A 24,951-nucleotide genomic window follows, 5' to 3' on the forward strand; every position below is an offset into this window, starting at 1 on the left:
GTTGCCGCGCCGTGCGTATCTTCCTTACTTGACGCAGGACTTGGGGTCGAGCTTCTCCTCGATCTTGTCCTCGCGGCCATCGGGCTGGCCGTTGGGGAGGAGCTTGTCGGAGATGCCGTCGATGTAGTAACCGTGGGAGTAAATGGTCTGGTATCCCCGGTCACGCCAGCTGTGCACGGTGCGATCGCCGTCGCCCTTGTCCCACTGGTAGTCCTCGACGTGGAAGACGGGGTTCACGCGCACCACGCGCTGATACGGCGTCCAGGTGACAGCGACCTGCCGGCAGGGCGGAATGGTCTTCTCGCTACGGGTCTCGAACTTGGACTCCTTCTCCCAGCCCCACTCGTAGCCGGCACTGCCGCCGACGGTGCCGGAGAAGATGCTCTTGGCGAGGGAGAGGCTGATGGTCCCGCCGACGCTCTTCTTGGCGAACGTCTTGGTGCTGTAGCTGCTGACGAAGGTCTCCTTGTCGTCGGCGGAACCCTTGTTGCCGATCCACCGGGACGTGCGGACTGTGTCGCCCTTGATGGACCAGGTCGAGGCCTCGGCGTACCCGCACCAGCCGCGGAACAGCTCCCACGGCCCGGCGGGCTTCCACAGCCCGAAGACGTCCCGCAGGTATTCGTCCTGGGTCTTGAACTCACCGGTCTCGACGTTGAGGGCGCCGTAGACGCCCGTCAGGCTCGCCTCCTGGTTGCAGAGCCGCTCGATCATCCGGTCGGTGTCACCGGGGTCGACGCCCCGGATGTTGGTCGCCCCGGCGGGCCCGGCCGTCGCGGTCCCGGCGCCGGCCAGCAGACCGGATATGGCGAGGGCGGTAGTAGCGACAACGACGCCGCATTTCCTGACAGTTGACTTACGAATGAGACGCATGGGGGTGGCTCACTCCTGTGCGGTTCTGTGACGGCGATGAAGATGTCAGAACGGATGAAGGAGTTCGCGCTACTGGTGAGTATGACAGGACATTGACAGCTGGCCGGGTTTCATATCCTGCTTTATCGGATGTCGCCCTCACGGCTACGACTGACCGCGACCCGCAACACGTCTCCCAGGGACTCCACCGCCCGCGTCAGCGCGAAGCGCACGGCGCGTTCACCGGCTTTGGGGTCCCCGAGTACGGCCTTGGCGCCCGCGAGGACCTGTTCGGCGGAGGCGAGTTGAGCGGCCTCGACGTCGTCGGCGAGCCGTGAGAGGAGGCGTGGGGGTTGTCGCTGGAGAGGTAACAGGGCTTGCCGTCGGTGCCGGTCCAGGGGAGCAGCCTCATGCGAAGACCTCCAGGGTCTGGAGGTACGGCCGTACCAGCGGGGTGTCCATCACCAAGGGCTCTTCGTCATCGAGGGGGCGAGCGGTGGGGGTCGGCAGGGAGTGGGGGATGGTCGCCGACCATCGGGCCGGCGTTGCTCGGTGACGCCCTCGGGCGGGCAGCAGACTCCGCACGATGAGGAGGAGGACCGACTCGCAGAGTTCAGCGATACGCAGGCGCACGGAAGCGTCCCTTCTCAGGGCAGGCGACAGGGGTGTGACGAGCGGTGATTACCGTTCGTGCCTTCATCGTCACTGGTCGCCCGTACGCTGTGGAAGGGGCCAGGTGTTGCCTGGCGCTCCAGGCAACGGTGAGGGGTGACGTGGGCGAAGTGGTTGACGGGGAGCGGGAGTCTGGGCGGGTTGCACTCGGCCGGACGCTGAGGTTCCTCCGCAGCAGGCGGGCAAGTCACTCGGGCAGTTGGCCGAGGACACCGGGTACGACAAGAGCTAGTTGAGCCGTCTGGAGAAGGGGGAGCGGCTCTCCAAGCGGGCGGTCATGGAGGACCTGGACAGCTACTACGGTCCCGTGACCTGCTGGTTCGTGAGTGGCGGGACGCGCGCAGGGAGGTCATCAAGGACAAGTACAAGGCGTTCATGGAGCTTGAGGCAACGGCTCGCGTCATGTGGATGTTCCAGCTGGCGGTGCCTGGACTGTTGCAGACCGAGGACTATGCCCGCACGGTGTTGTCAGGGTTGTCCAGAGCCCAGACAACGGCTGGCAACAGCGAGGAGATCGAGGAACAGGTGGCCTTGCGCATGGGACGGCAGGAACTGCTGTACCGCGAACCGGCGCCCAGCATTCGCGTGATCCTGGACGAGGGGGCGCTTCGACGGCCTGTGCCCAACGGGAAGGTGTGGGCCGACCAACTGTCGCGCCTGTTGGACGCGGCCGAGTTGCCGTCGGTCGCACTTCAGGTTCTGCCTACACAGCAGGCGTGCACGACCTCATGAACAGCCACCTCACGCTGTTGTGGCAACGCCTCGGCGATCCCGTTGCCTATGTCGAAGGCAACAGCTTCGGCGAATTGATCGACGACCCAGACAAGGTCTTGTCCTTCGAGGAATGCAGATCATGAACCGAACCCTCGATCTCGGCACCGTCGTGTGGCGCAAGTCGTCCTACAGCGATGGGGGGCAGACCAACTGCCTGGAGGTCGCCGACAACCACCCCGGCATAGTCCCCGTCCGCGACAGCAAGCAGTCGGACGGTCCGATACTCGTGTTCGGCGCGAGCCCCTGGGCGTCGTTCCTGACGTACGTCACGAAGTAACTGTCGGGGCCGCCCGCTTCTTTGCCAGTGTCGTGCTTCCACGGCCTGCCTCAAGGGCGCTTCGCGTCGCCTTCGGCGATGGCCCTGCGGGCCACCCTTGACCCAGGCCGTTCCAGCACGGGTGAGAAGCGAGCGAGCGGCCCGGGGAAAGCGGGGGTCCCAGGCCAATCGGCCCTCACGTCCGTCGAGAAGCCGGCCGGCGGGGAGGGGCGCGCTCGCGCCTCGCCAGCACGCCGGGCGAGCTCAGCGGCGATCGGTGGGTGCGGGGTTCGGTCCGCCCGGGAGCAGCGTGGGGCCTGCTCGGGGGCCGTGGATGGGCAAGTGGAGCGTCTCGGCCAGGGGCTAACGCATAACCAGGGGTCTGGGAGAAGCCAATGGGCCCAGATGCTCCAAATGGCAACCCAGACTGCCTCCCCCAACCACCCACCCCACCCACGGATAGCCGCTGAGCCCTCCCGGCGTGCTGGCGAGGCGCGAGCGCGACCCCGTCGCCGGGCGGCCTCTCAGCTGGCGGGGGAGGCCGGCGGACCTGGCCACCCGTTCCTCCCCCGGCCGCCCGCTCGCTTCTCCCCCGTGCTGGAGCGAGCCGAGTCAAGGGGCGGCCGGAGGCCGATCGCCGAAGGCGACGCGGAGCGCCCTTTACTCGGGTCGTGGAAGCACGACACTGGCCAAGAAGCGGGCGGCCCCGACAGTTCCTCTCGACTCCCGGCTCACCTCGCCCAACTCGGCTTCCAGACCTCCCCCTCCGTAAGAAGCGGGCGCGTCGCCGACAGATGGTCGCGCAGGGCTGCCAGGCCGGGATGCGGATTGTCCGTGCGCCAGAGGAGGGAGTGCGGGTAGACCGGGGTCGGGTCGCACACGGGCACGAGGCGCAGGTCGTGGTCGGCCGGCCAGACCAGCGGGGTTCGTTCGCTGAGGAAGGTCGCCAGGGTCGAGGAGCCCGCGATGGTGTCGAGGAGGGCCTCGACGCCGAAGTTGGGGCCGATGGTGACGATGGCCGGGCCGAAGGTCTCGGCGAGTTCGTCGTAGTAGGCGGACCACTCCGTGCCGGGTGCGTTGCCCGGCATCCAGATCCGGTGCCCGGCCAGTTGCGCGGGTGTCACCGAGGCGGCTCGGGCGAACTCGTGGTCGGGGCCGACGCACAGGCGGAGCGGTTCGTCCAGGACGGGGACGGCCTCGATGCCGTCGGGGAGCCGGTGCCCGGGCATGGTGACGGCTCGGAACGTGGCGTCGACGGCTCCGTCCCGCACGGCGGCCACCGCCGTATCCGCGTCGAAGAGCGTGACGACGTCCAGGGCGATCTCCGGATGCGCCCGGTGGAAGTCCCGTACCAGTCCGGCCGTGGCGACCCGGCGCCCCACGACGTCCACCCGCAGCGCGCGTCCCCCGGGGCGAACTGCTGCCACCGCCCGCTCCTCCGCCTGGAGGAGGGCCCGGGCGTGCGGCAGGAGCACCTGCCCGTCGATGGTGAGCTCCGCTCCACGCGGCGTACGCACCAGCAGCCGCACCCCCAGGTCCTTCTCCAGCGCGGCGATCCGCTTGGAGACCGCCTGCTGGGTGAGCGACAGATCCACGGCGGCCTTCTGGAACTGCCCGGCATCGGCGATCGCCACGAAGGCTCGTACGGCTTTGAGGTCCACGACAACACTCTAGCCTTACAACCGACAGTTGTCTTCCAAGCCGACTGGTTGTTTGATCTAGCGAGCTCACACCCGGTTTCATGCGGAGAATGCCGAGCTCTTTCGTTCATCTGCACAACCATACGGAATACTCCATGCTCGACGGCGCACAGAAGCTGAAGCCGATGTTCGCCGAGGTCGCCCGGCAGGGCATGCCCGCGATCGCGATGAGCGACCACGGGAACATGTTCGGGGCCTATGAGTTCGCGCAGACCGCGAAGGGCTTCGGGGCCGTCAAGCCGGTCATCGGGATCGAGGCGTATGTGGCGCCCTCCTCCCGGTTCTCGCGACGGCAGGAGTTCTGGGGGCCGGGCGGGCGCCGGGCCGTCGGTGAGGACGGCGAGGGGTCGAAGGACGTCTCCGGCGGCGGCCGGTTCACGCACATGACCATGTGGGCCCATGACGCCCGGGGGCTGCGGAACCTGTTCCGGCTCAGCACACAGGCCAGTTACGAGGGCCAGTTCCCGGCAGGGAAGCCGCGCATGGACCGGGAGCTGATCGCCGAGCGGCCGGAGGGAATCATCGCCACCACCGGCTGCCCCTCCGGGGAGGTCCAGACCCGCCTGCGGCTCGGACAGTACGACGAGGCCAGGGCCGCCGCGGGCGCCTACCAGGAGATCTTCGGCCGGGAGAACTATTTCCTGGAGCTGATGGACCACGGCCTGGCCATCGAACGCGACGTCCGCGACGGGCTGCTGCGTCTCGCCCGCGAGCTGGGCATCCCGCTCCTGGCCACCAATGACGCCCACTACGTCACCGAGGACCAGGCCGACGCCCACGACAACCTGCTGTGCATCGGCGTCGGCAAGAACAAGGACGACCCGCGCCGCTTCCGCTTCAGCGGCTCCGGCTACTACCTGAAGTCGGCCGCCGAGATGCGCGCCCTCTTCGCCGACCTGCCCGAGGCCTGTGACAACACCCTGCTGATCGCCGAGCGCGTCGGGTCGTACGACGAGGTCTTCGACCATGTCGACGAGATGCCGCTGTTCCCGGACGTGCCGGAGGGCGAGACACAGGAGTCGTGGCTGCGGAAGGAGGTCCTGAAGGGACTGGCCCTGCGGTACGGGGATCCGGTGCCGGCGCACGTTCTGGAGCGGTTCGAGACCGAGATGTCGGTCATCGGGCCGATGGGCTTCAGCTCGTACTTCCTCGTCGTGGCGGACATCTGCCGGTACGCCCGCGAGAACCGCATCCCGCTCGGCCCGGGCCGTGGGTCGGCCACCGGCTCCCTCGTCGCGTACGCGACCCGCATCACCGAGCTGTGCCCGCTGGAACACGGGCTGCTCTTCGAGCGGTTCCTCAACCCCGAGCGCATCAACCCGCCCGACGTCGACCTCGACTTCGACGACCGGCAGCGCGACCGCATGGTCCGCTACGTCATCGACAAGTACGGCGACGAGTACACGGCCCTGGTGAACACCTTCGGCAGGATCAAGGCCAAGAACGCCATCAAGGACTCCGCGCGCATCCTGGGCTATCCCTTCGCCCACGGCGAGCGCATCACCAAGGCGCTCCCGCCCGACCAGAACGGCAAACCCGCCCCGCTGGACGCCGTCTTCGACTCCTCCCACCCGCGTTATCCGGAGGCCGGCGAGATCCGGCAGCTGTACGAGAGCGAGCCGGACGTGCGGCGGGTGATCGACACGGCCCGGGGCGTGGAGGGCCTGACCCGCGGCACCGGTGTGCACGCCGCCGCGGTGATCCTGTCCAAGACGCGGCTGACCGACCGCATCCCGCTGCATCTGCGGGCCCTGGACGGCGCGCGCATCACCGGCTTCGACTACCCGTCGTGCGAGGCGATGGGCCTGGTGAAGATGGACTTCCTGGGGCTGCGGAACCTGGGCGTCATCGACCAGGCCATCGCCAACGTCCGGGAGAACCGGGGCATCCGGCCGGCCACCGTCGACCCCGGCGACGGCGACCCGGACACGGTCGTCATCCCGCTGGACGACGCCCGCACCTACCGGCTGCTCGCCGAGGCCAACACGCTCGGCGTCTTCCAGCTCGACTCGGGCGGCATGCGCGCCCTGCTCAAGGCGATGGCCCCCACCCGGTTCGAGGACATCGCCGCCGCCAACGCCCTGTACCGGCCCGGCCCGATGGCCGCCAACGCCCACACCAACTACGCCCTGCGCCAGAACGGCAAGCAGGCCGCGACCCCGATCCACCCGGAGTTGGAGGAAGCCCTCGACCCGATCCTCGGCTCCACCCACCACCTGCTGGTCTACCAGGAACAGATCATGGCCATCGCCCGGCAGCTCGCCGGTTACACCCTGGGCGGCGCGGACATGCTGCGCCGGGCGATGGGCAAGAAGAAACCCGAGGTGCTGGCCGCCGAGTGGGAGAAGTTCCACGGCGGCATGACGGCGAACGGCTACTCCGACGAGGCGGTCAAGGCCCTCTGGGACGTGATGCTGCCGTTCTCCGGCTACGCCTTCAACAAGTCCCACACGGCCGGCTACGGCCTCGTCTCCTACTGGACCGCCTACCTCAAGGCCAACTACCCGGCCGAGTACATGGCAGCGCTGCTCACCTCGGTCGGCGACGACAAGGACAAGGCCGCGCTCTACCTCGCCGACGCCCGCGCGAACGGCGTCCGGGTGCTGCCGCCCGACATCAACGAGTCGGTGGCGGAGTTCACCGCGATCGGTGACGACGTACGGTTCGGGCTGCGGTCCGTGCGCAACGTCGGCGACAACGTCATCGAGGCCGTCATCGACGCCCGCCGCCGCAACGGGCGGTTCACCTCCTTCTCCGACTTCCTGCACAAGGCCGGCCTGCCCGCCCTGAACAAGCGGGCGGTGGAGTCACTGATCAAGGCGGGCGCCTTCGACTCGCTCGGGCACTCCCGCAAGGGCCTGACCGCCGTGCACGAGGCCGCCGTCGACGCGGTCATCCCGGTGAAGAAGGCCGCGAGCTTCGGCCAGGACGACCTGTTCGCCGGACTGGGCGCGGCCGAGGAGGCCGGTCCCGCCTTCGGTCTCGACTTCCCCGTGGGCGAGGAGGAGTGGCCCCGCCGCCAACTGCTGTCCACCGAGCGGGAGATGCTGGGCCTGTACGTCTCCGCCCACCCGCTGGACGGTGCCGAACGGATCCTCGCCGCCGCCCGTGACTGCTCCATCGCCGAACTCCTCGCCTCCGGCCGCACCTCCGGGGAGGTACGGCTGTCGGGGCTGATCACCGGTGTGCAACGCAAGGTGACCAAGCAGGGCAACGCCTGGGCCGTCGTACAGCTCACCGACCGGGACGCCGGCATCGAGGTGCTGTTCTTCCCCGCCGTATACCAGCTCGTCCAGCACGCGCTCACCGAGGACGACGTCGTCTCCGTACGCGGCAGGATCGAGGACCGCGACGGCACGCTGAGCCTCTTCGGCAAGGAAATCGCCGTGCTGGACGTGTCGCCTGCCGAGCACAGCGGCAGGCCTCCGGTCCACCTCGCCCTGCCCGCGCACCGCATCACCCGGCAGTCCGTGAGCGAACTGCGGCGGATCCTCACCGACCACCCCGGCGACACCCCCGTCCGCCTCCGGGTCCGCGGCTCCCGCACGACCACCGTCTACGCCCTGGACACCACGGTGGACCCCGCCACCGTCGCCTCCGACGTGAAGGGCGCCTTCGGAGCGGACGCCTGGGTGGGCCTCGCGTGACCCCGCTGGTCTGCGCCCGCTGCGCGGCACCGGCCCTGCTGTCCGCCCGCTACCCGCACACCTGGCACAACACCGCCGGAGCCCCGGTCGAGGGCCTCAAGGAGACGGTTCTGTGCGGCACCTGCGACGCGGACGATCCCGCGGCCGGACGGCTGCCGGCCCTGCTCGCCGAGGACGGCCCGCCACAGCCGGCCCGGCTCGCGGGGCTCATCACCGACTGGCTGACCGCCGTCCGCCACCGCACCCCCGATCCCACCGCCCTCGCCGAGGAAGAGGCCCGCTGGCGGACCGGTCACCTGTAGCCGCTCCATGCCCGGCGCCACGTCAGCGGCCCACCGGCACGGTGGCGGACCGGTGACCGGTAGCCCCCGTGCCCGGCATCCCGTCACCGGCTCACCGCCACACGCCGGGCCACACCCGGACCACTGCCCCGCAGACCAGCTCACCCACCCGGCACCCCACGCCCGGACACAACCCGACCAACGGCCTCCGACCAGCCACCCAGAGTCAGCGCCTGGCGCCACACGCCAGGCCACTGCCCCTCAGACCAACTCACCCACCCAGCACCCCACGCCCGGACCCAACCGGACCGACGCCCCGCAGACCAGCTCACCCACCCCGCGTCACACGCCACGACCACCGCCGCAACGGCTCCACCGCACCCAGCACTCCCACGAGCACGGCCCCGGCCAGCACCACCGCCCACCGCTCGTGCGCCGCCGCCCACCGGTCGTCCTCCACCGGCACGAACAGCGCCCACCTCCCGGGCCAGAACAGCTTGACCAGTACCGCCGAGGTCAGCAGGCCGGCCGCGACCCGGGGTCCGGGGTGCGTGACGTCGCTGAACCGCACCGCGACCGCCGCACCGGCCACCGCCAGGGCAAAGGCGGCCCCTGCCTCCAGCGTGATGTCGGCGACCGGGGGCCGTAGGTCCGGCGGCACGAGCAGCAGTGCCGCGGTCCACCAGGCCGCCGTGGCCGGGACGACGAGGGCAACTCGCAGCGCGACGCGGACCGGGCGCGGGGTCGGCACGGTGGCCGTGGTGTGCCGGGCCGGGTCGTCCAGGAGGAACACCAGGCCCAGCGCGAAGGCCAGGACCGCGCCCCGCAGCAGGTGCAGGCAGAGGCGTTCGCCCGTCTCGCCGGTGATCCGGGGGAGCGCGGCGAGCAGCAGTCCCGCCGCGCCTGCCGTGCCGATCACGCCCAGGGAGAGGGTTCGGCAGACCGGGAGGATCAACTCCCGTGTCACTCGAAGCACTTGTCGTCCCCCTCGGGCGCGCGCACGCCCAGCAGATGTGCCGCCCGGGCCGCCGTCACCTTCGGCGCGGTCAGCTCGGCCCACTGGGACTTCACGCGCGCGGTGACCTCGCCCCGGGGCCGGTCGAGCAGTTCGCGCAGGACCTCCGTCTGGGCGGCCGTCATGTACATCCCGTCCGTCGGCTGGAGCACGAAGGCCGAGCCGGTCACACTGTCGTCGAGGCGGACGCGGCGCAGCGCCGCCATCGGGTCGGACTCCCAGCCCAGGGCCAGCCACATGACGGTGACCATGCGGCCGTCGCACATCGACGTCGACGCCTTCTCGTTCCCCGCGACGAGCACCCCGGCCACGGCCGCCGAGAACTCGGGGACGCGGTTTCCGCCCCACCGGGTGCGCACGGTCACCTCGTGCGGACGCTCCAAGGGCATCAGCGCACCATCGCCGGAGAGCCCGTAACGGGCCTCGACCCGCTGGCGTACGACGACGTCCTGCTCATGGGCGCTGCCACCGGCCAGGGACCGCACCCGGTCCACGACTCCGGCCCAGTCCGCGACCCTCGGTCCCCACTCGGGGAACGCGCAGTACGTCGACCCGTCCCGCCGGACACAGGACTGCACCTGGTCCGGGTTGACCGTGGCCCGCTCCCGGGCCTTGACCAGCTCGGGCGAGTCGCCGCCGGCCTGGGCGACTCCGCCCACCAGCGTCATGGCCACCGCCCCGGCGACCCCGGTCATCACCACCGGCTTGCGGCCGCCGGCGACCAGCACCGCCAGCAGTCCCGCGCACAGCGCCAGCCCGGCCAGATACAGCGCGTGCCAGGCGGCGGGCCGGCCCATCAGGTCGGACGGCAACGTACTGGCGGTCGGCTCGACGACCACCGGCATGAGCCACCGGGTCCCGCCGTCGCTCGTGCCGCCCGTGAAGAACATGAACAAGAACAGGAAGAACACCACCGTCAGCGGGGCGGCGATCGCCGACCTCACCAGCCCGGCCATGAGCAGCCCGACCAGCCCGGACAGCAACACGGTCAGCGGTCCCACGAGCAGTTCGGCCACCGAACCGTGCCCGATCGCCCCGGGCCTGAGCGCCTCCCGGCCGAACTGCGCGGCCACGCACACGGCCGTGAACAGGGCCGCGGCCACGACCGACAGCGCGTGGGCGACCGTACGCCGCCACGGCGGGAGGACCAGCACCGCGAAGTGCTGCTCCGTCCCGTGCCGTCGCGAGCGCAGCGCGGCGAGGTTGACGGACAGCAGGACCGCGAGGCCGACCAGCATCGGCGCGCTCTGGGTGGCGCGGTCGACGTCCTGGAGGGCCGGGTAGCCGTCCCAGTCCTTCCCGCCGCGCCACACGGTCCAGCCGAGGTACACGAGGAAGGCGATGATCACCGGCACTCTCGTCAGCAGCCGGCGCGTCTCGAACAGGGCCAGGGCGAACACGGCGGCCCGGGCCCCGCCAGGCTCGTCCCGCTCGGCGGACCGGACCGGCTTCTCCACCACCGCGGTCATGCCGCCACCCCCACGGCGTCACCGTCGAGGGTGAGCAGGTAACCGTCCTCCAGGGTGGGTTCGACGAGCTCGGCCCCGTCCGGCGGATCCCCCACGTTCCGGAAGGCCCCGGTCCCCGTACGCCACCCCGCCTTGGCGTCCGGATCGCGCTCCGTGCTGCTCCACACCCGCCCGGCGGCCCGCGCCGTCAGCTCGGCCGGAGTGCCCTCGAACCGGACCCGGCCGCCGGCCATGACCAGCACCCGGTGACAGAGCATCGCCACGTCCTCCGTCTGGTGGGTGGACAGCAGCACCGTGCGCCCCTCCCCGGCCCCCGCGATCAGCTCCCGGAACCGCATGCGCTGTTCGGGATCCAGCCCGACGGTGGGCTCGTCCAGCACCAGGAAGCCGGGATCACCGACCAGGGCGGCGCCCAGGGCGACCCGCTGCCGCATGCCGCCGGACAGCTTGCGGATCCGCTTGCCCCGCACGTCGGCCAGCCCCACCTCGTCGAGCACCCGCCGCACCTCGCGATGCCGGGCGGCCCGGTCGGTCATCTCCTTCAGGATCGCCACGTAGTCGACGAACTCGAAGGCGGTGAAGTCCGGGTGGAACCCCGGCGTCTGCGGCAGGTAGCCCAGCCGGCGCCGCACCTCCTGCCTGCCCCGCGCGGTGCCCGGGTCGTGCCCGAGCACGGTGAAGGCGCCCCGGTCGGCGGGCAGGGCCGTGGCGAGGACCCGCAGCAGCGTGGTCTTGCCGGCGCCGTTGGGCCCGAGCAGCCCGGTGACGCCGCGGGTCAGCCGCAGTGACACGTCGTCGAGGGCGCGGGTGCCGCCGTAGCGGAGGCTGAGCCCGGAAGCGGACACGGTCGGAGTCATACGGCACGTCCCTGGAAGAGATCGAAGCGGTCACGGAAAAGGAAGAGCAGCCCGGCGGCGAGTGCGGCGACCAGCGCCGCCACGCCCTGCCCGGCGACGGTGAACGGCGCGAGCGGCACCTCGGGCCCCGCCCGCAGCGCCTCGGCCAGCACCAGCAGCCCGACCCACGCCCCGCCGGCCAGCGACGGCGCGAGCACCGGCCCCAGCCGGGGCGTCAGCGCCAGCCCGGTCGCGGTGAGCGCGAGCGCGGGCAGCAGCCAGGCCAGCGCCCGCAGCCCGTACTCGGGCAGCGCGAGCGTCGCGAGCCCGTTCAGCCCCAGCACCACGCCCAGCACGGCCACCGTCCGGATCATCAGCAGCCGGAACCCGTGCATCGGCGCGACGACGGCCATCTCGTACGTCGGATCCAGCGCCGGCCCGTACGACAGCGCCACCCCCGCCAGCGGCAGCAGCGGCGCGAGAGCGAGGAACAGCGTGGGGAACTCCCCGCTGTGCGGGGCGTGCCCCGCCCCGACGCTCAGCAGCAGTACGACGACGACGGCCCCCAGCCACGACCGCCGCAGCACCGGCGCCGCCGCCAGCAGCCGCGCTGTGTGCCCGGCGACCCCGATGCGCACCAGCAGCGACTCCAGCACCCCCGCCCGGGGCGCGTCGAGCTCGGCGTCGAGCCGCTCCCACCCCGCGTCGAGCGCGACCGGGTCACTCACCTCGGCGAGCACGCCCCGGCACGCGGCACAGGCGCCCAGGTGCGCGTCGGCGGACCACAGAGCCGGTGCCGCCAGCTCGCCGCGCGCGTAGGCGCGCAGATCCTCTTCAGGCACGTGCCAGCTCATGCCAACGCCTCCCGCAACTGCTTGCGGGCCCGCATCGCCCGCGTCTTGACCGTCCCCGGCGGAATCCCCAGCAGCACGGCGGCCTCCCGGGTCGTCAGGCCGTCGATGACGGTCGCCTGCAGCACCGCCCGCAGCTCCGGCGACAGTCGGACCAGCGCGCCGGCGAGGTCCCCGTGCTCCACCCCCGCGAGCACGCGCTCCTCCGCCGACACCTCGTCCCGGTGCCGCAGCCGCGCCAGCGCCTGCCGCAGCCGCCCGCGCGCCCCGTCACCGCGCAGCGCGTCCACCAGCCGCCGCGACCCGATGCGCCACAGCCACCCGGCCACATCGCCCTCCTCCCGGTAGCGGGCCTTGCCCCGCCACACCGCGAGGAACGTCTCCTGCACGACGTCGTCGACGACACCCACGTCGGCGCACCGGCCCCGCAGCCGGGCACGAAGCCACGGCGCGTACCGCCGGTACAGCTCCTCGAAGGCACGCCGGTCGGCGTCCGCGGCAACGGCCCGCAGCAGCTCCCCGTCGCTTCTCGTTTCGCTCACGTCTCCTCATCGGACGACCCCGTTCGACCGGTTCACGAAAGCACGCCCGACTTTCCGGCCGGCGCCGGAGGCACCCCCGCGAGCCGCCCTGCGCTATCCCACACGTCATGTCGCCGTAACCATCGATTCAGACGAGCTTGCGACGCTCGGCCAATGACTCCCGCCGTGCCAGAGCCTTCACCGCCCCGAGAGGGGCCTGGGAGGAACGGGAACACTCATGTGACGCCCCCGCTCCCGCCCGCGCTTTCCGACGCGCCCGTGATGCTCGCGGCGCGGAAGAATGGGTCCATGAGCCAGCCGAACACCCAGGCACAGGTCCAGCACGCGCAGCCCTCCGTGGGCTCCATAGCAGCCCACCGCCCGCACACCATCGCGGCAGCCGTCTCCGAACTCGAACCCGACATCGACGCCGACCTCGACGCCTACGAGGAGTCGCCGTACGACGGGCCCCAGCTGCCACAGGGCCGTTTCCTCGACCGGGAGCGCAGCTGGCTCGCGTTCAACGAGCGCGTTCTCGAACTCGCCGAGGACCCGAACACTCCTCTGCTGGAGCGGGCCAACTTCCTCGCGATCTTCGCCAGCAACCTGGACGAGTTCTTCATGGTCCGGGTGGCCGGTCTGAAGCGCCGTATCGCCACCGGCGTGGCCACCCGCTCCGCCTCCGGCCTCCAGCCGCGCGAGGTGCTGGAGATGATCTGGGCCCGCTCCCGCGAGCTCATGGCCCGGCACGCCGCCTGCTACCACGAGGACGTCGCCCCCGCACTCGCGGAGGAGGGCATCCACCTGGTCCGCTGGAACGAGCTCCAGGAGAAGGAGCAGGCCCGCCTGTTCACCCTGTTCCGGCACCAGATCTTCCCCGTGCTGACCCCGCTGGCGGTCGACCCGGCCCACCCCTTCCCCTACATCTCGGGCCTGTCCCTGAACCTGGCCGTCGTCGTACGGAACCCGGTCACGGGCCACAAGCACTTCGCCCGCGTCAAGGTGCCGCCGCTGCTGTCCCGCTTCCTGGAGAGCTCCCCGGGCCGATACGTCCCCATCGAGGACGTCATCGCCGCCCACCTGGAGGAGCTGTTCCCGGGCATGGAGGTGCTGGAGCACCACGCCTTCCGCCTCACCAGGAACGAGGACCTGGAGGTCGAGGAGGACGACGCCGAGAACCTGCTCCAGGCCCTGGAGAAGGAGCTCATGCGGCGCCGCTTCGGCCCGCCGGTGCGCCTGGAGGTCGAGGAGTCCATCGACCGCGAGGTCCTTGACCTGCTGGTGCGTGAGCTGAAGATCAGCGAGGCCGAGGTGTACCCGCTGCCGGGGCCCCTGGACCTCACGGGCCTGTTCCGGATCGCCTCCCTCGACCGGCCGGAGCTGAAGTACCGCAAGTTCGTCGCCGGCACCCACCGCGACCTCGCCGAGGTCGAGTCGGCGTCCGCGCCGGACATCTTCGCCGCCCTGCGCGAGCGGGACGTCCTGCTGCACCACCCGTACGACTCGTTCTCCACCTCCGTCCAGGCCTTCCTGGAGCAGGCGGCCGGCGACCCGGACGTCCTCGCGATCAAGCAGACCCTGTACCGGACCTCGGGCGACTCCCCCATAGTCGACGCGCTCATCGAGGCCGCCGAGACCGGCAAGCAGGTCCTGGTCCTGGTCGAGATCAAGGCCCGCTTCGACGAGCACGCCAACATCAAGTGGGCGCGCAAGCTGGAGGAGGCCGGCTGCCACGTCGTCTACGGCCTGGTCGGCCTGAAGACCCACTGCAAGCTGTCGCTGGTGGTCCGCCAGGAGGGCGAGACGCTGCGCCGCTACAGCCACGTCGGCACCGGCAACTACCACCCGAAGACGGCCCGCCTCTACGAGGACCTCGGCCTGCTCACGGCCGACCCGCAGGTCGGCGCGGACCTCTCGGACCTCTTCAACCGCCTCTCCGGCTACTCCCGCCGGGAGACCTACCGCCGTCTGCTCGTGGCGCCCAAGTCGCTGCGCGACGGCCTGGTCGCGCGGATCACCAAGGAGATCCAGCACCACCGCGCCGGGCGGCCCGCGTACGTCCGTATCAAGGTCAACTCGATGGTCGACGAGGCCGTCATCGACGCCTGCTACCGCGCGGCCCAGGCGGGCGTGCCGGTGGACGTGTGGGTGCGCGGCATCTGCGCGCTGCGCCCGGGCGTGCCGGGCCTGTCGGAGAACATCCGGGTGCGCTCCATCCTCGGCCGCTTCCTGGAGCACTCGCGCGTGTTCGCCTTCGGCAACGGCGGCGAGCCCGAGGTGTGGTTCGGCAGCGCCGACATGATGCACCGCAACCTCGACCGCCGGATAGAGGCCCTGGTCCGGGTCACCGACCCGGCGCACCGGGCAGCCCTGAACCGGCTGCTGGAGACCGGCATGTCCGACGCCACCGCCTCCTGGCGCCTCGGCCCGGACGGCGAGTGGACCCGGCATGCGACCGACGCGGACGGCCAGCCCCTGCGCAACGTCCAGGAGATGCTCATAGACGCCCGGAGGCGCCGGCGTGGCACAGCAACACCTTGACCCGACGGACCCCGTGGCAGGCCCCGCCCCCACCGGGGACGCCCTCGCGGGCTACCTGCGGGCCCAGGCCACGGAGTTCCTCCGCGCGCTGCGCCTGCACCGGGAGACCGGTTCCGGGGCGAGCGGCTCGGAGGGGTCCGTCGACGCGGCCCGCGCGCTCCGCCGCTCGGCCCGCCGCATCAGCGCCAGCCTGCACACGTTCCAGTCCCTCCTCGACACGGACTGGTGCGAGGGCATGCGCCCCGAACTGGCCTGGGTCTCAGGCACCCTGGCCATGGAACACGCGTACACGGCACGCTTGGAACGCCTGCTGGGCGCGTTGCACCGCTTGTCGGGCTCCACGGCGTTGCCCGCCCAGGTGGGTGGTGAAGCCAGCCCGGCTGCGGGCAGTCGTGCCGCTGGGGCGGCGCCCGTCCCACAGAGAGCGGCACCTCGTCACGCCGAGCTGCGCACCCCCCCGACCAGCACCACAGAACGCGGCAACCTCACAGTGGGAGCAGCAAAAGCAGGCGCTCTACTCGACCGCCAGCTCACCCTCGCCCGCACCCGAGCCCACTCCGCAGCCCTGCAAGCGCTCGGCTCCAGCCGCTTCCACGCCATCGCGGACAAGGTCGCCGTCCTGGCCAGCGAGGTCCCCCTGACCCGATCCGCGGCCGGCACGGACCTCCGCCCCCTGGCCACCGCCGCGAAGGACCGCCTCACCGACGCCGTAGCCGCCCTCCCCCTCCTCACCGCGGGCCACCCGTACAACGCCGCCGCCCTCGTCCACGGCCTGTCTCCGGACACGGTCCCGCACCCGCAGGACGCCCCCTGGCACCAGGTCCGCCTGCTCCTGCGCCTGCACCGCTACGCCCGCGAAGCGATCCGCGGCGAACCCAACGGCACCTCGGTCGTCGACCTGCGCCTGCTCTCCGCGGGCCAGGCCCTCAACCGCCACCGCGACGCCTCGGAGGCGGCGGCAGCGGCGGCCCAGGCAGCCCGTACCCCGCGTATCGCCCCGGCCACGGCATACGCCCTCGGCGTCCTGCACGCCGACCAGCGGCACGAGGTGGAGGCGGCACGCTTCGCGTTCCAGCAGGCCTGGCAGAAGGAGGCGGTGAGTACCCGGTGAGCTCCGGCTCTCCCGAGGACACCACCGTTCAGGCGGCCGGCTGCGTCCTGTGGCGCCACTCCCCCGTCACCGGCAGGCTGGAGGTCTGCCTCGTGCACCGGCCGAAATACGACGACTGGTCCTGGCCGAAGGGCAAGCTGAAGCGCGGCGAGGAGCCGCTCGCCGGCGCCCTGCGCGAGGTGGCGGAGGAGACGGGCTGCCGGGCCGTGCCGGGCGCCGAGCTGCCCACCTTGCGCTATCTGGCGAACGGCCGCCCCAAGCAGGTCCGCTACTGGGCGGCCGAGGCCAGGTCCTGCGCGTTCGCCCCGACGGACGAGGTGGACCGGGTGCTGTGGCTGACACCTTTCGCCGCTCGCGCCCGCCTCACCCAGCCCCACGACCGGCCCTTGCTCGACGCGCTGCTGACCGTACTGAACCGGCCACAACCGGCCAGAAAACCGGACTGAGCCCCTCAGGTCCGGAAAGCGGAACCCTCGCGTGCTCTCCCCGTAAGCATTCCGTGACCTAACCACACCTTAGGCAGGGGTTCACCCCTCGTTCATTTGCGGCCATCGGCGGCTTCACCTGATCTGCCTAATTTCGGCCGTAACAGATGCGAGCCGCGCCTGCCGTGCGCGTCCGCGTCGCGTCACTCAGAACTTCGCACGCCGCCGAATTCAGGACGGCGGCTCCTGGAAGGAACTCAAGTGAAGCTTCAGCGCATGAACCGGCGGGCCCTCGCTCTCGGTGCTCTCGCCGTCTCCGGCGCCCTGGCCCTCACGGCGTGCGGCTCCGACGACACCGGCGGCACCAGCGGCGGCGGTTCCGCCGCGGCCCCCAAGCCCGGCAGCATCAAGTGCGACGACGCCAAGGGCCAGCTGCTGGCCGACGGCTCGTCCGCGCAGAAGAACGCGATCGACGCCTGGGTCAAGCAGTTCACCGCCGCCTGCCAGGGCACGCAGATCAACTACAAGGGCGGCGGCTCCGGCGCCGGCATCACCGCGTTCACCCAGGGCCAGGTCGCCTTCGCCGGCTCCGACTCCGCCCTGAAGCCCGACGAGGTCGCGGCCTCCAAGAAGGTCTGCTCCGGCGGCCAGGGCATCGACCTGCCGATGGTCGGCGGCCCGATCGCGGTCGGCTTCAACGTCAGCGGCGTCGACAACCTCGTGCTGGACGCCCCGACCCTGGCGAAGATCTTCAACAACGAGATCAAGAACTGGAACGACCCGCAGATCAAGAAGCTGAACCCCGACGCGAAGCTTCCGAACCTCAAGATCCAGGCGTTCCACCGCTCGGACGACTCCGGCACCACGGACAACTTCACCAAGTACCTGATCGCCACCGCCAAGAAGGACTGGCCCTACGACGGCGGCAAGACCTGGCAGGCCAAGGGCGGCCAGTCCGCCTCCGGCTCCTCCGGTGTCGCCCAGCAGGTGAAGCAGACCAACGGCGCCATCGGCTACTTCGAGCTGTCGTACGCCAAGGACGGCCTGAAGACCGTCGACCTCGACACGGGCGCCGCCCAGCCGGTCAAGGCCACCATCGACAACGCCACCAAGGCCATCTCCGAGGCCAAGGTCGTCGGCACGGGCAAGGACCTCGCCCTGGAGCTGAACTACGGCACCAAGGCCGAGGGCGCCTACCCGATGGTCCTCGTCACGTACGAGATCGTCTGCGACAAGGGCAACAAGGCCGACTCGCTGCCCGCCACCAAGGCGTTCCTGCGCTACATCGCCTCCGAGGAAGGCCAGAAGATCCTCGCCGAGAACGACTACGCGCCGATCCCCGACGACATCATCTCCCAGGTCCGCACCACCATCGAGGGCCTGAGCTGATCCGAGTGCGGTCCGGTCCCCTCCCCGGGGCCGGGCCGCACCGTCCGGTGCACCGCCGCCAGTGGCCGTACCCCGTGTACGGCTCCGCAGAGCCGCCGCACAGCGCGTACGGCTCCGCAGACCGGAGAACCTGATGGACACATCCACGCAGATAACCGACGCACCTCCCCCCGCCCAGCCGCCCGCCATCGACAAGCGCGCCGCGCGCGGCGCCACCCGGCCGGGAGACCGGATCTTCCTCGGTCTCTCCCGCGGCTCCGGCATCCTGCTGCTGGTGATCATGGCCGCGATCGCGGCCTTCCTCACGTACCGCGCCTCCCTCGCGATCAGCAAGGACCAGGGCAACTTCCTGACCACCTTCGAGTGGAACACCAACGCCGTCCCGCCGAACTTCGGCATCGCCGTCCTGGCCTTCGGCACGGTGGTCTCCTCGATCGTCGCCATGGTGATCGCCGTCCCGATCGCCGTCGCCATCGCGCTGTTCCTGACGCATTACGCCCCGCGCAAGCTGAGCGGTCCCATCGCCTACGTGATCGACCTGCTCGCCGCCGTGCCGTCCATCGTCTACGGCCTCTGGGGCGCGCTGGTCCTCGTGCCGCACATGAACGGCCTCTTCGGCTGGCTGAACGACTACCTCGGCTGGACCGGCATCTTCTCCTGGCAGGGCGGCGCCCCGCGCTCCATGCTGACCGTCGGCATCCTGCTCGCGATCATGATCCTGCCGATCATCACCAACGTGAGCCGCGAGGTCTTCCGGCAGGTCCCGCAGATGCACGAGGAGGCGGCCCTGGCGCTCGGCGCCACCCGCTGGGAGGTCATCCGCATGGCGGTCCTCCCCTTCGGCCGCTCCGGCGTCATCTCCGCCTCGATGCTCGGCCTCGGCCGCGCCCTCGGCGAGACCATGGCCGTCGCCACGGTGCTGTCCCCGACCTTCCTGATCCAGACCAGCCTGCTCGACCCGGGCGGCGGCACGTTCGCCCAGAACATCGCCAGCAAGTTCGGTGAGGCCACCGAGTTCGGCCGGGACGCGCTGATCGCCTCCGGTCTGGTCCTGTTCGTCATCACCCTGCTGGTCAACGGCGCGGCCCGCGCGATCATCGCCCGCCGCAAGGAGTACTCGGGGGCCAACGCATGAGCACCGCAACCGTCACCCCCAAGGGCCCCAGCACCCTGCGCGGCGCCCGCCTGCCCAAGTGGTCCCCGTACGCCATCGCCGCCGGCTCGATCGCCGCCGCGATCGGCATCGGCCTCGCCGGCGGCCTGCACAGCCGCGTCCAGTGGGGCCTGATCGCCGCGATCCTCTACGTCGTCGCCTCGTACGCCATCGCCACGATGGTCGAGGGCAAGCGCCAGGCCAAGGACCGCATGGTGACCTCCCTGGTCTGGGTCGCCTTCCTGCTCGCCGTCATCCCGCTGGCCTCGCTGGTGTGGTCGACGATCGTGCGCGGCGTGAAGGTCCTCGACGTCTACTTCCTGACGCACTCCATGGGCGTCGTCGCCGACACCGAGCCCGGCGGCGGCATCTACCACGCCATCCTCGGCACCCTGGAGCAGGTCGGTCTCGCCACGGTGATCGCCGCGCCGATCGGTGTGCTCACCGCGATCTACCTCGTGGAGTACGGCCGGGGCAACCTCTCCAAGGCCATCACGTTCTTCGTCGACGTCATGACCGGTATCCCGTCGATCGTCGCGGGTCTGTTCATCCTCAGCCTCATGCTGATGTTCGACATGGAGCCCTTCGGCTTCGCCGGCTCGCTGGCCCTGGCCATCCTGATGATGCCGGTCGTCGTCCGCTCCACGGAGGAGATGCTCAAGCTCGTCCCGAACGAGCTGCGCGAGGCCTCCCTCGCGCTCGGCGTCCCGAAGTGGCGCACGATCCTGAAGGTGGTCCTGCCGACCTCCCTCGGCGGTATCACCACGGGCATCATGCTGTCGATCGCCCGCATCACCGGTGAGACCGCGCCGGTCCTGCTGCTGGTCTGGGGCAACGCGTTCATCAACGCCAACCCCTTCGAGGGGGCGCAGGCCTCGCTGCCGCTGTACATCTACCAGCAGTACGCGAACAGCGCGGGCTCCGGTGCGGCGTACGACCGTGCCTGGGCGGCGTCGCTCACCCTGATCGCCTTCGTGATGCTCCTGAACCTGGTGGCCCGCGGGATCGCCCGCTGGAAGGCCCCGAAGACCGGTCGCTGACGCGGCCATACAGCGACTGACTGAGTCTGGAAGTGAAGTAGTAATGGCCAAGCGAATCGACGTAAGCGGACTGACCGCCTACTACGGCTCCCACAAGGCGATCGAGGACATCTCGATGACCGTCGAGCCGCGCTCGGTGACGGCGTTCATCGGCCCGTCCGGATGCGGCAAGTCGACGTTCCTGCGCACCCTGAACCGTATGCACGAGGTGACGTCCGGCGGCCGGGTCGAGGGCAAGGTGCTCCTCGACGACGAGGACCTCTACGGGTCGGGCATCGACCCGGTGTCCGTGCGCCGCGAGGTCGGCATGGTGTTCCAGCGCCCGAACCCGTTCCCCACGATGTCGATCTTCGACAACGTGGCGGCGGGCCTGCGCCTGAACGGCAACTACAAGAAGAGCGAGCTGAGCGACATCGTCGAGAAGTCGCTCAAGGGCGCGAACCTCTGGAACGAGGTCAAGGACCGCCTGAACAAGCCGGGTTCCGGCCTCTCTGGCGGCCAGCAGCAGCGTCTGTGCATCGCCCGCGCGATCGCGGTCGAGCCGAACGTCCTGCTGATGGACGAGCCCTGCTCCGCCCTGGACCCGATCTCCACCCTCGCCATCGAGGACCTGATCGGCGAGCTGAAGGAACGCTTCACGATCGTCATCGTGACGCACAACATGCAGCAGGCGGCGCGCGTCTCCGACCGTACGGCCTTCTTCAACCTGTCGGCGGTCGGCCAGCCCGGCAAGCTCATAGAGATCGACGACACGGAGCGCATCTTCTCCAACCCGTCGGTCCAGGCCACGGAGGACTACATCTCCGGCCGCTTCGGCTGATCCACCCCCGCCGAGACCCCTCGCGGTGCTGCATGGCGGTGCCACCGCGAGGCCGAAAAGGGCCCGCCCCTCTCCCAGGGGCGGGCCCGTTCGCGTACTCACTCGGCCGCGCCCGGCAACGACTACAGGAACGCCAGATTCACGACCCAGAACGACAGCGCAGCCACCAGCGCAGCGGCCGGCATCGTGATGAACCACCCCAGAATGATGTTCTTGGCGACACCCCACCGCACGGCATTCACCCGCTTCGTCGCCCCGACCCCCATGATCGCCGACGTGATGACGTGCGTCGTCGAGATCGGCGCCTTGAACAGGAACGCCGTGGCGAACATGATCGACGCCCCCGTCGTCTCCGCCGCGAACCCCTGCGGCGGATCCAGCTCGATGATCTTCCGCCCCAGCGTCCGCATGATCCGCCACCCACCGGCGTAGGTGCCCAGCGACAGCATCACCGCACAGGCGATCTTCACCCACACCGGAATCGGATCGCCGTAGTCCTCGACATCCGCGATGACGAGCGCCATCACCACGATGCCCATCGTCTTCTGCGCGTCCTGCAGACCGTGCCCCAGCGCCATCCCGGCCGCCGAGACGGTCTGGGCTATCCGGAACCCCCGCTTGGCCTTGTGCGGGTTGGCCTTCCGGAATATCCACATGATCGCGGTCATCACCAGGTAACCGGCCAGCAGACCGACCACCGGCGAGATGAACATGGGGATGACGACCTTCTCCAGCACCCCGTGCCAGTAGACCGTCGTCCCACCGGCGAGCGCCGCCCCCACCATGCCGCCGAACAGCGCGTGCGAGGAGGACGACGGCAGCCCGAAGTACCAGGTGATCAGGTTCCAGGTGATCGCACCCACGAGCGCGGCGAAGAGGATCCCCATCCCCTTCGAGCCCTCGGGGGTCTGGATCAGCCCCTCGCTGACGGTCTTGGCGACCCCGGAGCCCATGAACGCACCGACGAGGTTCATCACCGCGGCCATGGCCAGCGCGGCCTTCGGCGTGAGCGCCCGCGTCGACACCGACGTGGCGATCGCGTTCGCCGAGTCGTGGAAACCGTTGGTGTACGTGAAGAAGAGCGCGACCCCGATGGTCACGACCAGAGCAAAGGTGTCCATGAAGGGCTCAGGACTCCTTGACGGCGATGGTCTCCACCGTGTTCGCCACGTGCTCGAACGCGTCCGCCGCTTCCTCCAGCACGTCCACGATCTGCTTGAGCTTCAGGACCTCGATGGCGTCGTACTTGCCGTTGAAGAGGTGCGCGAGCAGCTTGCGGTGGATCTGGTCGGCCTGGTTCTCCAGCCGGTTGACCTCGATCCAGTACTCGGTGAGGTTCTCCATCGTCCGCAGATGCGGCATCGCTTCGGCCGTCAGTTCGGCCGCGCGCGCCAGCACCTCGATCTGCTGGTCGACGCCCTTGGGCAGTTCCTCGACGTTGTAGAGGACGACCAGGTCGACGGCCTCCTCCATGAAGTCCATGATGTCGTCGAGGGACGAGGCGAGGGAGTAGATGTCCTCGCGGTCGAACGGCGTGATGAACGAGGAGTTCAGCTGGTGGAAGATCGCGTGCGTGGCGTCGTCACCTGCGTGTTCCGCTGCCCGCATACGCTCTGCGATCTCGGCCCGGGCGGAAGCGTCCGCCCCGAGCAGTTCCATCAGGAGCTTCGAGCCCGTGACGATGTTGTCCGCAGAGGCGGCGAACATGTCGTAGAAGCTCGTCTCCCTGGGGGTCAGACGAAAGCGCACGTGGGGTCCTCGGCTTGCTTCGGTTTCGGTCAGGCTGATGCTAGGCGCATCATCCGGCCACGGCTATCGGGCCGCCCACCAGTGTCGCCCATCAGGCACAGTGATGAGCACGGGGGCGGTCCAGGGGTCGGATCAGGCCGTTACGCGAGGCTTCGGCCAAGAGGCATATACCCAGCAAAGTTCGGTACCATATACCCGCCAGGGGTATATGTCGGCTCACAGCCCACCAGGAGGACGCGATGACGGACGTGACCGACGTTACGGATGCCGGGGATGTCACGGATGTCACCGCCGGAGCGGATGTCGTGACCGACCACGACCGAGGCGTGCACGGGTACCACAAGCAGAAGGACGAGCACCTCAAGCGCCTGCGCCGCATCGAGGGCCAGATCCGCGGCCTGCAGCGGATGGTCGACGAGGACGTCTACTGCATCGACATACTCACCCAGGTCTCCGCCTCCACCAAGGCCCTTCAGTCCTTCGCCCTGCAACTGCTGGAGGAGCACCTGCGCCACTGCGTCGCCGACGCCGCCGGCAAGGGCGGTGACGAGATCGACGCGAAGGTGAAGGAGGCGACCCAGGCGATCGCCCGCATGCTGCGGACGTGAGTCGGCCTCAGTCCGCGCAGGCGCCCCGCTCCTCGGCCACCTTCAGCACCTCGTCGATGCTCTCCAGGCTGAGCCGCTCCTCGTGAGCGGCCGACGCCGCGATGATCAACTCTCCGCACAGCTCGATCTCGGCGAGGGCCACGTGGTCCTGAACTGCCGTACCGCCGACCGGAGCCACGTGCATCACCTCATCTCTGCCGCTGCCGACTTCCTAGAGTAGGGAGCGGCCTACACACCGCGCATGGCACGGACGGGCTAGTTCGCGCCGGTCACTCCTCGGCGATCTTGCCCGCGTAGATGTCGTCGGTGTCCGGCAGGCGTACGCGCACCGAGGCCCCGAAATCGTAGAGCAACGTGGTCGAGGCGACGGCCACGGGGCTCTTCTGCTGCCCGCCCACGAAGCTGAACCGGTGCCGGACCTTACGGATGCGCCCCTCGTCGTCGAGGTAGACGTCGAACGGCACTTCGGCCGTGGCGAACCCTTTCGCCGCCGCGCTCAGGGACTCTTTGTTGCCCGCGGAGGCCTTCTTCGCGGCAGCGCCGAGATCCGCCGTGCCCCGGTAGTGCAGCACCCCGGTGCCCGCGACCTCGGTCCTGCCGACGAACTTCGCCGACCGCGTCCCGCGCAGCACCTCGGCCGCCGCGAACGGATCGGTGGCCCCGCCGGTGACGAGGTTCCCGTCGGACAGGGTCCGCGTCTCCACCCGCACCCACTTGTCCGGGGGCACACCGGCGCCCCGGTTCTTCATGAAGAGCGTTCCCGGCGCGAGCAGTTCGGTGATGGGCCGGCGCTCGGCGGCCCCCGCGGGATCCTGCGGCAGCAGCACCTTCAGCTGCCCCATCCGCTTGCGGTAGTCGTAGACCCCCGCGCCCCGGATCGTGACCCGGGTCCCGCCGGCGGCCATCTCCATCGACGTACGGGCCTTCGAGCTCCCCGCCTCCACCAGCCGGTCCGCGGCCCGGTGCAACACGACGACCGCGTCCTCGCCACGGGCGTCCCCGGCCACCGCGTCACCGCCCGCACATCCTCCGGCCCCCAGCCCCACCCCGGCCACGACGCCGGCCGCGACGACCGCCGCACCCGTCCGCCTGTGCCGCCGTTCCCGCTGCCGCCCAGTCATCGCCTGCCTACCCCCAGCCGGTACGTCCGTCACGGGCCCCCTTGTTGTTCCGGTTAACGACCGGTATGTGGCCCCGTCACGCGAGCCCGCCGGAGCCGGCATACGAAGCCTTTACCCGCG

Annotated in this window: 25 protein-coding genes and 1 pseudogene; 13 read left to right on the forward strand and 13 right to left on the reverse strand. The window is 70.3% G+C overall.

Features of this window, described 5'->3' with window-relative positions; all coding sequences use genetic code 11:
- Nucleotides 1–24: 24 nt before the first annotated feature.
- From PV963_RS21370 to PV963_RS21380, 3 genes and pseudogenes are all read right to left on the reverse strand, one after another.
- Nucleotides 25–873, reverse strand: a complete 849-nt coding sequence (locus PV963_RS21370) for a hypothetical protein (RefSeq protein ID WP_274817368.1) — start codon at nt 871–873, stop codon at nt 25–27.
- Nucleotides 874–995: 122 nt separating this feature from the next.
- A pseudogene (locus tag PV963_RS21375) lies at nt 996–1,264 on the reverse strand (hypothetical protein).
- On the reverse strand, nt 1,261–1,485 hold the full coding sequence (locus tag PV963_RS21380; protein ID WP_274817369.1) for a hypothetical protein: 225 nt from the start codon (nt 1,483–1,485) through the stop codon (nt 1,261–1,263). The pseudogene PV963_RS21375 and the gene PV963_RS21380 overlap by 4 nt, the downstream one beginning before the upstream one ends.
- Nucleotides 1,486–1,899: 414 nt before the next feature.
- Between PV963_RS21380 and PV963_RS43665 the strand changes: the two genes are divergently transcribed.
- Genes PV963_RS43665 through PV963_RS21390 form a run of 3 tightly spaced genes read left to right on the forward strand, consistent with a single transcriptional unit; the run spans nt 1,900 to nt 2,575 of the window.
- On the forward strand, nt 1,900–2,256 hold the full coding sequence (locus tag PV963_RS43665) for a DUF5753 domain-containing protein (protein WP_342456394.1): 357 nt from the start codon (nt 1,900–1,902) through the stop codon (nt 2,254–2,256).
- Nucleotides 2,241–2,381 carry a hypothetical protein gene (locus PV963_RS43670; protein ID WP_342456395.1) on the forward strand — a complete coding sequence of 47 codons (141 nt, stop codon included), beginning with the start codon at nt 2,241–2,243 and terminating at the stop codon, nt 2,379–2,381. The genes PV963_RS43665 and PV963_RS43670 overlap by 16 nt, the downstream gene beginning before the upstream one ends.
- Nucleotides 2,378–2,575, forward strand: a complete 198-nt coding sequence (locus PV963_RS21390) for a DUF397 domain-containing protein (protein ID WP_274817370.1) — start codon at nt 2,378–2,380, stop codon at nt 2,573–2,575. The genes PV963_RS43670 and PV963_RS21390 overlap by 4 nt, the downstream gene beginning before the upstream one ends.
- 710 nt (nt 2,576–3,285) lie before the next feature.
- On the opposite strand, the gene PV963_RS21395 is transcribed toward PV963_RS21390, so the two are convergent.
- On the reverse strand, nt 3,286–4,215 hold the full coding sequence (locus PV963_RS21395; protein ID WP_274817371.1) for a LysR family transcriptional regulator: 930 nt from the start codon (nt 4,213–4,215) through the stop codon (nt 3,286–3,288).
- Between the two features lie 89 nt (nt 4,216–4,304).
- Between PV963_RS21395 and dnaE the strand changes: the two genes are divergently transcribed.
- Together dnaE and PV963_RS21405 are read left to right on the forward strand one after the other, a co-directional pair.
- Nucleotides 4,305–7,901, forward strand: coding sequence for a DNA polymerase III subunit alpha (dnaE, locus tag PV963_RS21400; protein WP_274817372.1), 3,597 nt, complete (start codon nt 4,305–4,307; stop codon nt 7,899–7,901).
- Nucleotides 7,898–8,203 (forward strand): DUF6300 family protein, encoded by a 306-nt coding sequence (locus PV963_RS21405; RefSeq protein ID WP_274817373.1) that lies wholly within the window; start codon nt 7,898–7,900, stop codon nt 8,201–8,203. Before dnaE ends, PV963_RS21405 begins: the two co-directional genes overlap by 4 nt.
- Before the next feature lie 307 nt (nt 8,204–8,510).
- On the opposite strand, the gene PV963_RS21410 is transcribed toward PV963_RS21405, so the two are convergent.
- From PV963_RS21410 to PV963_RS21430, 5 genes are read right to left on the reverse strand one after another with little or no spacing between them, the layout of a single operon-like run.
- Entirely contained in the window at nt 8,511–9,158 is a 648-nt protein-coding gene (locus PV963_RS21410) for an ABC transporter (RefSeq protein ID WP_425540929.1), read from the reverse strand.
- Nucleotides 9,146–10,666 (reverse strand): ABC transporter permease, encoded by a 1,521-nt coding sequence (locus PV963_RS21415; RefSeq protein WP_274817374.1) that lies wholly within the window; start codon nt 10,664–10,666, stop codon nt 9,146–9,148. Before PV963_RS21415 ends, PV963_RS21410 begins: the two co-directional genes overlap by 13 nt.
- The gene (locus PV963_RS21420; RefSeq protein ID WP_274817375.1) at nt 10,663–11,523 is read right to left on the reverse strand and encodes an ABC transporter ATP-binding protein; all 861 of its coding nucleotides are present in this window, start codon (nt 11,521–11,523) and stop codon (nt 10,663–10,665) included. The genes PV963_RS21415 and PV963_RS21420 overlap by 4 nt, the downstream gene beginning before the upstream one ends.
- Nucleotides 11,520–12,356, reverse strand: coding sequence for a zf-HC2 domain-containing protein (locus tag PV963_RS21425; protein WP_274817376.1), 837 nt, complete (start codon nt 12,354–12,356; stop codon nt 11,520–11,522). The genes PV963_RS21420 and PV963_RS21425 overlap by 4 nt, the downstream gene beginning before the upstream one ends.
- Nucleotides 12,353–12,895: an RNA polymerase sigma factor gene (locus tag PV963_RS21430; protein WP_274817377.1), complete on the reverse strand. Its 543-nt coding sequence runs from the start codon at nt 12,893–12,895 to the stop codon at nt 12,353–12,355. Before PV963_RS21430 ends, PV963_RS21425 begins: the two co-directional genes overlap by 4 nt.
- Nucleotides 12,896–13,048: 153 nt before the next feature.
- Between PV963_RS21430 and PV963_RS21435 the strand changes: the two genes are divergently transcribed.
- The 7 genes from PV963_RS21435 to pstB all read left to right on the forward strand — a co-directional run bounded on the left by PV963_RS21435 (nt 13,049) and on the right by pstB (nt 21,353).
- The gene (locus tag PV963_RS21435; RefSeq protein ID WP_274817378.1) at nt 13,049–15,415 is read left to right on the forward strand and encodes an RNA degradosome polyphosphate kinase; all 2,367 of its coding nucleotides are present in this window, start codon (nt 13,049–13,051) and stop codon (nt 15,413–15,415) included.
- Nucleotides 15,396–16,526 (forward strand): CHAD domain-containing protein, encoded by a 1,131-nt coding sequence (locus PV963_RS21440; protein WP_274817379.1) that lies wholly within the window; start codon nt 15,396–15,398, stop codon nt 16,524–16,526. The genes PV963_RS21435 and PV963_RS21440 overlap by 20 nt, the downstream gene beginning before the upstream one ends.
- Nucleotides 16,523–16,972, forward strand: coding sequence for an NUDIX hydrolase (locus tag PV963_RS21445; RefSeq protein ID WP_274817380.1), 450 nt, complete (start codon nt 16,523–16,525; stop codon nt 16,970–16,972). Before PV963_RS21440 ends, PV963_RS21445 begins: the two co-directional genes overlap by 4 nt.
- Before the next feature lie 240 nt (nt 16,973–17,212).
- Complete coding sequence (gene pstS, locus PV963_RS21450; RefSeq protein ID WP_274817381.1) at nt 17,213–18,340, forward strand: phosphate ABC transporter substrate-binding protein PstS; 1,128 nt, start codon at nt 17,213–17,215, stop codon at nt 18,338–18,340.
- A gap of 133 nt (nt 18,341–18,473) precedes the next feature.
- A complete protein-coding gene (gene pstC, locus PV963_RS21455) occupies nt 18,474–19,475 on the forward strand; it encodes a phosphate ABC transporter permease subunit PstC (protein WP_274817382.1) in 1,002 nt (333 codons plus the stop codon).
- The gene (gene pstA / locus PV963_RS21460) at nt 19,472–20,533 is read left to right on the forward strand and encodes a phosphate ABC transporter permease PstA (RefSeq protein WP_274817383.1); all 1,062 of its coding nucleotides are present in this window, start codon (nt 19,472–19,474) and stop codon (nt 20,531–20,533) included. The genes pstC and pstA overlap by 4 nt, the downstream gene beginning before the upstream one ends.
- 43 nt (nt 20,534–20,576) lie before the next feature.
- Nucleotides 20,577–21,353, forward strand: a complete 777-nt coding sequence (pstB, locus tag PV963_RS21465) for a phosphate ABC transporter ATP-binding protein PstB (protein WP_274817384.1) — start codon at nt 20,577–20,579, stop codon at nt 21,351–21,353.
- 122 nt (nt 21,354–21,475) lie between these two features.
- Here the strand turns inward: pstB and PV963_RS21470 are convergent, their stop codons facing one another.
- Entirely contained in the window at nt 21,476–22,474 is a 999-nt protein-coding gene (locus PV963_RS21470; protein WP_274817385.1) for an inorganic phosphate transporter, read from the reverse strand.
- Nucleotides 22,475–22,481: 7 nt separating this feature from the next.
- Nucleotides 22,482–23,102: a DUF47 domain-containing protein gene (locus PV963_RS21475; protein WP_010036288.1), complete on the reverse strand. Its 621-nt coding sequence runs from the start codon at nt 23,100–23,102 to the stop codon at nt 22,482–22,484.
- A 239-nt stretch (nt 23,103–23,341) separates the two neighbouring features.
- Between PV963_RS21475 and PV963_RS21480 the strand changes: the two genes are divergently transcribed.
- Nucleotides 23,342–23,710, forward strand: a complete 369-nt coding sequence (locus PV963_RS21480; RefSeq protein ID WP_274817386.1) for a metal-sensitive transcriptional regulator — start codon at nt 23,342–23,344, stop codon at nt 23,708–23,710.
- A gap of 7 nt (nt 23,711–23,717) precedes the next feature.
- On the opposite strand, the gene PV963_RS21485 is transcribed toward PV963_RS21480, so the two are convergent.
- On the reverse strand, nt 23,718–23,888 hold the full coding sequence (locus tag PV963_RS21485) for a hypothetical protein (protein ID WP_274822310.1): 171 nt from the start codon (nt 23,886–23,888) through the stop codon (nt 23,718–23,720).
- A gap of 91 nt (nt 23,889–23,979) precedes the next feature.
- On the reverse strand, nt 23,980–24,831 hold the full coding sequence (locus PV963_RS21490; RefSeq protein WP_274817387.1) for a hypothetical protein: 852 nt from the start codon (nt 24,829–24,831) through the stop codon (nt 23,980–23,982).
- Nucleotides 24,832–24,951: the final 120 nt, after the last annotated feature.

Source organism: Streptomyces coeruleorubidus (genome assembly GCF_028885415.1).
GTDB classification, from domain to species: Bacteria; Actinomycetota; Actinomycetes; order Streptomycetales; family Streptomycetaceae; genus Streptomyces; species Streptomyces coeruleorubidus_A.